This window comes from Amycolatopsis kentuckyensis, assembly GCF_002155975.1.
GTDB lineage: Bacteria > Actinomycetota > Actinomycetes > Mycobacteriales > Pseudonocardiaceae > Amycolatopsis > Amycolatopsis kentuckyensis.
The window spans coordinates 1-7,409 of sequence record NZ_MUMI01000057.1 but is presented as its reverse complement, the minus strand read 5'-3'; the positions used below and the strand labels follow the sequence as shown (position 1 = coordinate 7,409).

The 7,409-nt window shown below is 74.5% G+C and carries 5 protein-coding genes; 4 read left to right on the top strand and 1 reads right to left on the bottom strand.

The genetic code is table 11. From position 1 onward, the window contains the following. From CCN39_RS05965 to CCN39_RS05955, 3 genes are all read left to right on the top strand, one after another. Positions 1 to 3,250 (top strand): SpoIIE family protein phosphatase (locus CCN39_RS05965; protein WP_086839155.1); only part of this gene is annotated, 3,250 nt, incomplete at its 5' end. Further along, positions 3,247 to 3,549: an STAS domain-containing protein gene (locus CCN39_RS05960; RefSeq protein WP_086839150.1), complete on the top strand. Its 303-nt coding sequence runs from the start codon at positions 3,247 to 3,249 to the stop codon at positions 3,547 to 3,549. The genes CCN39_RS05965 and CCN39_RS05960, both read left to right, overlap by 4 nt. Before the next feature lie 253 nt (positions 3,550 to 3,802). Beyond that, positions 3,803 to 4,528: a GAF and ANTAR domain-containing protein gene (locus CCN39_RS05955; RefSeq protein ID WP_086839148.1), complete on the top strand. Its 726-nt coding sequence runs from the start codon at positions 3,803 to 3,805 to the stop codon at positions 4,526 to 4,528. 6 nt (positions 4,529 to 4,534) lie between these two features. Here the strand turns inward: CCN39_RS05955 and CCN39_RS05950 are convergent, their stop codons facing one another. Then, on the bottom strand, positions 4,535 to 4,945 hold the full coding sequence (locus tag CCN39_RS05950; protein ID WP_086839153.1) for an ATP-binding protein: 411 nt from the start codon (positions 4,943 to 4,945) through the stop codon (positions 4,535 to 4,537). Positions 4,946 to 5,070: 125 nt separating this feature from the next. Here CCN39_RS05950 and CCN39_RS05945 point away from each other — a divergent pair. Next, the coding region (locus CCN39_RS05945; RefSeq protein ID WP_086839151.1) for a glycoside hydrolase family 15 protein at positions 5,071 to 7,409 on the top strand (2,339 nt) is incomplete at its 3' end.

Genomic DNA, 7,409 nt, shown 5'->3' with positions numbered 1-7,409 from the left:
CACCGGCGTGATCGTGCTGGCGGCGAGCTCCGGGCGCGCGCTCGACGAGTCGTACCGGACGTTCCTCGGGCTGGTCGCCCAGCAGACGACGGCGCTGGTCAACGGCGCGATCGCCTACCAGGCCCAGCAACAGCGGGCCGAAGAGCTGGCCGCGCTGGACGCGGCGAAGACCACGTTCTTCGCCAACATCAGCCACGAGTTCCGGACCCCGCTCACGCTGATCCTGGGTCCCGCCGCCGAGCTGCGCGAGGCACTGGGCGGCGCCGACGAGCGGGTGCGCGAAGAAGTCGACGTCATCCAGCGCAACGCGCTGCGGCTGGGCCGGCTGGTGAACAACCTGCTCGACTTCTCCCGGATCGAAGCCGGCCGGATGCAGGCGCGCTTCGAACCGGTGGACCTCGGGACGTTCACCGCGGAGCTGGCGAGCGTCTTCCGCGCCGCCGTCGAGCGGGCCGGGCTGGTGTTCCAGGTCGACTGCCGCCCGTCGGCCGAGCCGGTGCACGTCGACCGCGGGATGTGGGAGAAGGTCGTCTTCAACCTGCTGTCCAACGCGGTCAAGTTCACCTTCGACGGCGCGATCCGGGTGACGAGCACGGTCGAAGGCGGGCACGCCGTGGTCGCCGTGTCCGACACCGGGATCGGGATCGACGCCATCGAGCTGCCGCGCCTGTTCGAGCGGTTCCACCGGATCCCGTCGGCGCGGGCCCGGTCGAACGAGGGCAGCGGGATCGGCCTGGCCCTGGTGCGCGAGCTCGTCGGCATGCACGGCGGCAGCGTCACGGTGGACAGCGCGCCGGGTGCCGGGACGACGTTCCGGGTGCGGCTGCCGCTGGGCACCCGGCACCTGCCCGCCGAGCACGTCGTCGCGGAATCCACGACCGGCGGGCTCACTGTGGAGTCCGCGGAGTCCGCGGAACCGTACGTGCTGGAGGCGTTGCGCTGGCTGCCGGACCCCGGCTCCGCCGCCCGCCCCTCGCCCACCGCGGCCGCGGGCGCCCGCGTGCTGGTCGCCGACGACAACGCCGACATGCGCGACTACCTCGTCCGGCTGCTGCGCGACGACTACGCGGTGACCGCGGTGCGCGACGGCGTCGAAGCGTTCGCCGCTGCCTGCGCCGAGCCACCCGAGCTGATCATCAGCGACGTCATGATGCCGCGGCTGGACGGCCTCGGCCTGCTCGCCGAGCTGCGCGGCGACCCGCGCACCGCCGCCGTGCCCGTGCTGCTGCTGTCGGCGCGGGCCGGGCAGGAAGCCGCCGTCGACGGGCTGGCCGCCGGGGCCGACGACTACCTCGTGAAGCCGTTCTCGGCGCGCGAGCTGCTCGCCCGCGTCCGCACGACCGTCCAGCTGGCGAGGCTGCGGACCCAGCACGCGCGGTGGCGCGCGGCGATGATCGAGTCGCTGCAGGAAGGCTTCTTCGTCTGCGACGCCGAGGGCCGGGTCGTCGAGATCAACGCGGCGTTCACCGAGCTCCTGGGCTTCGGCACCGACGGGCTGCCCTACGCCCCGCCGTTCCCGTGGTGGCCCGACTCCGCCGCCGAACCCGCCGCGCACCGCCAGGTCGTCGACGCCTTCGGCGGCGCCTGGGACGAGCCGGCCGGCAGCTTCGAGCTGCCGATGCGGCACCGGGACGGGCACCGGTTGTGGGTCGCGCTCGCCTACAACCAGCTGCAGGACGACGAAGGCCACCGCCGGCTCGTCGGCACGATCCGCGACGTCACGGCCGAGCGGTACGCCGTGCAGCGCGAAAGCGCGCTCGCCGCGATGAACCAGCGCCTCGCCGGGATCAGCGGGGCGCCGGAGGTGCTCAGCACCGCGCTGGTGCTGCTGCGCGAGCTGTGGGACGCCCAGCGCGTGCTCGCGGTGACCTGGCCGCGGGACGGCGAGCCGCAGCTCGCGTCCACCGATCCCGCCGACCGGCGCTGGGCGGACCTCGCCGCGCCGCTGCGCGAGACCCTCGACCACGTCCGCTCGCTCCCGGCGTTGCACGCGACCCCGGCCGACAACGGCGCCGGCACCACCGTCGACCACCCCGGCGGCCTGCTGACGCTCTGGGTCGACCCCGCGCCGGGCCGCCCGCTCGGCGCCGACGACCGGACGCTGCTGGCGCTGCTGGCCGGGACGCTGGCGCACGCCCTGCGCCGCGCCCACCGCGACGACCGGCAGCGGGAAGTCGCCCTCGCTCTGCAGCGCTCGATCCTCGGCCCGGCGCGGCTGCCCGGCGGGTTCGCGGTGCGCTACGAGCCGGCGAACCCGCCCCTCGAGGTCGGGGGCGACTGGTACGACGTCGTCCCGCTGGCCGGCGACCGGATCGGCATCGTCGTCGGCGACTGCGTCGGCCGGGGACTCGCCGCGGCCGCGGTGATGGGCCAGCTGCGCAGCGCCTGCCGCGCGCTGCTGCTGGAAGCCAGCAGCCCGGCGCACACGCTCAGCGCGCTCGACCACTTCGCCGGCCGGCTGCCGGGTGCCCTGTGCACCACCGTCTTCTGCGGGGTGCTCGACCCGGCGACCGGCACGCTCACCTACAGCAGCGCCGGGCACCCGCCCGCCACCCTCGTGCATCGCGACGGCACGGCGGAGTTCCTCGACGAGGGCGGCAGCCTGCCGCTGGCTGTCCGCACCGCGGCGCCGCGGCCGGAGGCGACGGCGGTCGTGCCGATCGGCTCGCTGCTGATGCTCTACACCGACGGGCTGGTCGAACGCCGCCGCGAATCGCTCGACGACGGCATGGACCGGGCCACCGAGGTCGCCCACGACACGCGGGACGCGGAACTCGGCGACCTGGCGGCCGCCCTGATGGACCGGCTCCGCCCGGCCGGCGGCTACGAAGACGACGTCGCGCTGCTGCTCTACCGCCGGTCGGTGCCCACGCTGGAGTTCGAGTTCGCGGCGCACCCGGACCACCTCGCCTCGACCCGGCACTGGCTGCGCGCGTGGCTGGACAACGCGGCCCTCGACCCCGACCTCGCCCAGGACGTGCTCGTCGCGGCGGGCGAGGCCTGCGCCAACGCCGTCGAGCACGCCTACCGCAGCGGCGCCGGGGCGACCGCGCACCTGGCGGCCCGGTTCACCGGCGCGCACCTGGTCGTCACGGTGACCGACCGGGGCCGCTGGAAGCAGCCGCCGCCGGACAACCACGTGCTGCGCGGGCGCGGCGTGCCGATGATGGAAGCGCTGGCCGACGCGGTCGCGATCCGGCACGACGCGAACGGGACCACCGTCACGCTGGAATGGAGGATGGGTTCGTGACGACGGCACTCACGCTGGTGGGCGGCCCGGGTGACGACGGCGACCGGGTCCTGTCCGTCACCGGGGAGATCGACATGAGCAACGCCGCGGAGTTCGGCGCCGCGCTGGACCGCGAGCTGGCGGCGGGCACCGCCGTCACCGTCGACCTCACCGGGGTGGCCTACCTCGACAGCGCCGGCGTCGCGGTGCTGTTCGACCGGGCGGACTCCCACGACCTGCGGCTCCTCGCGCCGCGGCTGCTCGACCGGGTGCTGCGCGTGTCCGGGCTCACCCAGGTCACGAAGGTCATGGTCCGCTGAACGGTTGACCCCGGGCACACGGGGTAAGCGGGCGGTAGCGACCGCGGTCGGGTGGGTTGTGCTGCCGCTCGTCGCCAGGTGGCCCCGGCGCCCAACCCACGACGTTCAGCAGCGAGCGCCGGGCCGGAGCCACCGCCCTCTCCGGGGTCTCGGTGTTGCGGATGGCGAGCCGGACGCGAGTAAGGTTTTGCCGTTCCGTTGAAGCAGCAGCGGTCCGGCACGAGCCGCAGCAGTCCGGGACGGAGATGATCGAGTGACCGGTGAACCGATCCGGCCCGAGGAACTCGACGAGCTGACCGCCGCGATGGCGGACCTCACGGGCGCCCTGGAGACCGAGCCGACCGAAGCGGAGGTCCTCGACGCCGTCTGCGCCGAAGCCGTCCGGGCCATCCCCGGCGCCGACATGGCGAGCATCACCGCGATCCGCGAGGGCGAGCCGACGACCGCGGCCTCGACCGACGCGCACGCCGTCGAAATCGACCGGGCCCAGTACGCGGCGGGCGCCGGCCCGTGCCTGCAGGCCGCGGAGACCGGCGAGATCGTCCGGGTGCCGCTGGCCACGGCCGGGGCGGCGTGGCCCGAGTTCACCGCGCGGGCCCTGGACCTCGGCGTCGGCAGCTACCTCGCCGCCCCGCTGCGCGTCGACGAGCGCCTGTCCGGGGCGCTCAACCTGTTCGGCTACGGCAACCACGGCTTCGCGGAGACGGATTCGCGGCTGCTGGAGCTCTACACGACGGTCGTCTCGTTCGGGCTGCGCACGACCCGGCGCTACCACCAGGCCCGGCAGCGGGCCGTCGAACTCGAAGCGGCGATGCGGTCGCGGGCGGTGATCGAGCAGGCCAAGGGCATCCTGATGGCCGTGCACCGGATCAGCGCCGACGACGCGATCAAGCGGCTGGTCACGGAGTCGCAGCGGACCAACGTGAAGCTGCGGGACATCGCGACCCGGTTCGTCGAGGACCTCTCCTCGGCCGGCTGAAGCGGCTCAAGCGGTGTGGCGGGCCGGGAACGGCCAGGTGAGCGTGATGACCGTGCCGCCGTCGGTCGAGCGCAGGTCGAGCCCGTCGACGAGGGCCTGGATCAGGCGCAGCCCGCGGCCGCCGTCCGCGCGCTCCGCCACCGACTCCCACCGGCCCTGGTCGGCGACGGTGACGATCAGCACGTCCTGGTCGATCCGGGCGCGGACGTCGATCAGCCCCGGGCGGCCGTGGTAGGCGTGGCCGAGCACGTTGGCCATCGCTTCCCAGCAGGCCAGCACGACGTCGTCGGCCTGCCGCCCGACCTCGTCACCGGCGCGCCGCCGCAACCAGGACACCAGGTGCCGGCGCAGGCTCGGCAGCGTCCGTGGCGAAATCGTGCCGCGGTACCGCCATCCGTCCGATCCCAGCTCTTCCACGTTCACCTCCTCGGGGGACACCAGGTTTGCTACCCACGGGTTCGGATTCTCAATCACCGGTAATGGGCTCCCCAGGCGCCGTTCGGACCTGGTGCGGCCCCGGCCCGCCGTGATCGGATGGGCGGATGACTCGGTCGACGTCGTCCGTGGTGCTGTGCGCGGTGCTGGCCGCGACCCTCCTGCCCGCCCCCGTGGCCGACGCGGCCACCGCGGCGCCGGGACCGGGCGCCGTCTCGCACTTCGGCGTGGCCCGCAAGGACTGCCTGGGCACCGCGCGGAACACGGCGAGCAAGGCCTGGTTCACCGTCGCCGACGGCGTGCTGTCGGACGTCTACGCGCCGGTGATCGACAACACCAACGTCGAGACGCTGCAGTTCGCCGTCACCGACGGGCGCAGCTTCACCGACCTGCAGGCGCGGGACATGACCTACACGGTCCGCACGAGCGCGGGCGGGATGGCCTGCGAGGTGACGTCGACCCCGCGCAGCGGGCGGTACCGGCTGGTCACCGAATACCTGGCCGACCCGGCCCGGACCGGCGTGCTCATCCGGACCCGGCTCGAGCCGCTGACGGACTCCGGCCGGGACCTCAAGGTCTACGTGCGGTTCGACGCGAGCGTCAACGGCAACGGCGGAGGTGGCCCGGCGAACGGGGGCGGCGACACGGCGACCGTCGACGCGGCGACGTCCGCGCTGGTCAGCGCCGACCCGAACACGGTGTCCAGCGCGCCGGCCCGCGACTACGGCACCCCGTTGGCCGCCGCGCTGCGCGCCGACCGCCGGTTCCTGGCCACCGGCAGCGGCTTCGCCGGCACCGCCGGCGACGGGCTGGCCCAGCTGGACCGCGACCACCGGCTCACCGACACGACGCCGACCGCGGCGAACGGCAACGTCGTCCAGACCGCCCAGCTGGACCTGCAGCCGCGCCGCCCGGCCGTGCTGGCGCTCGGCTTCGGCGCGGACGCGCGGGCCGCGGTCGCCACGGCCGGGGCGAGCCTGCGCACACCCTTCGACCAGAGCTACCGCCAGTACGCGCGCGAGTGGCGTGACTACGACGACGGGCTGATCCCGCTGCGGGGCCAGGGTTCCGACGCGTACTACCAGTCCGTCAACGTGGTGAAGGCCAGCGAGGACAAGACGTTCCCGGGCGCGGTCGTCGCCTCGCTCGGCAGCCCGTGGGGCCAGGCGGTGTCCGCGGGCGACGCGCCGGGCGGCAAGCCGGTCTACTTCGGCTCCTACCGCGAGATCTTCGCCCGCGACCTCTACGAAAGCTTCTCCGGGTTGCTCGCGGCCGGCGACCGCGAGACGGCGCGGGCGAGCGTCCGCTGGCTGTTCACGCGCCAGCAGCAGCCCGACGGCCGGTTTCCGCGCAACTCCATGCTGAACGGCAAGAAAGCCCCCGACTCCGGCGGCGACCAGCTCGACGAGAGCGCGTACCCGATCCTGATGGCGCTGCAGGCCGGGCTCGACCGCGACCGGACCCTCTACACCGACCACATCCGCGCGGCCGCGGACTTCGTCGTCGCGCACGGCCCGGCGTTCGGGTCGGAACGCTGGGAGGAACAAGGCGGCTACTCCCCCTCGACGATCGCCGCGGAGATCGCCGGGCTCGTCGCCGCGGGCGTGATCGCCGATCGCCACGGCGACCGTGCGCGCGCGAACGTCTACCGCGCCACCGCCGACCACTTCCAGCGCAGCATCAAGGGCTGGACGGTCACTTCGAACGGACCGTACGGCGGCCGGTACTTCCTGCGGCTGACCAAGAACGGCAACCCGGACTCCGAGTGGTTCTACAACCTGGGCAACGGCTCGATCGACGCCGACCAGCGCGCGATCGTCGACGCCGGCTTCCTCGAGCTGACCCGCCTCGGCGTGCTGCCCGCGAACGACCCCGACGTCGCCGCGTCGCTCGCCGTCGTGGACCGCGTGCTCGAGCGGGACACCCCGGCCGGGCCGGGCTGGTACCGCTACGGGACGTCGGCGCCGGGCAGCGAGGACGGCTACGGCGACTGCTACGAGCCGGACCCGACGAACTGCGGACCGACCGGCGCGCCCTGGCCGTCGACGAACACCGGGTCCGGGCACCTGTGGCCGGTGCTGGCCGGCGAACGCGGCGAGCAGGCGGTCCAGACCGGCGACCGGGCCGGCGCGGCGGCGCTGCTGCGCGCGATGCGGGCCCAGACCGGCGGCACCGGGCTGATCCCCGAGCAGATCTGGGAGAACCCGGCGCTGCCCGCGTCCCCGTACGGGTCGGACCCGAAGACGGCGTCGATCGGCTTCATACCGGGGCGGTCCGTGGGCTCGGTGGCGCCGCTGAGCTGGGCGCAGTCCCAGTCGGTGCGGCTGGCCCGGGCCCTCGCCGACGGCCGGCTGCCCGAGCAGCCCGCCGAGGTCCGCGCGCGGTACGCCGCCGCCCCACCTGCCGTGCCCGTCACGCTCGACGCGCCCGCGTCGGTGTCCACCGC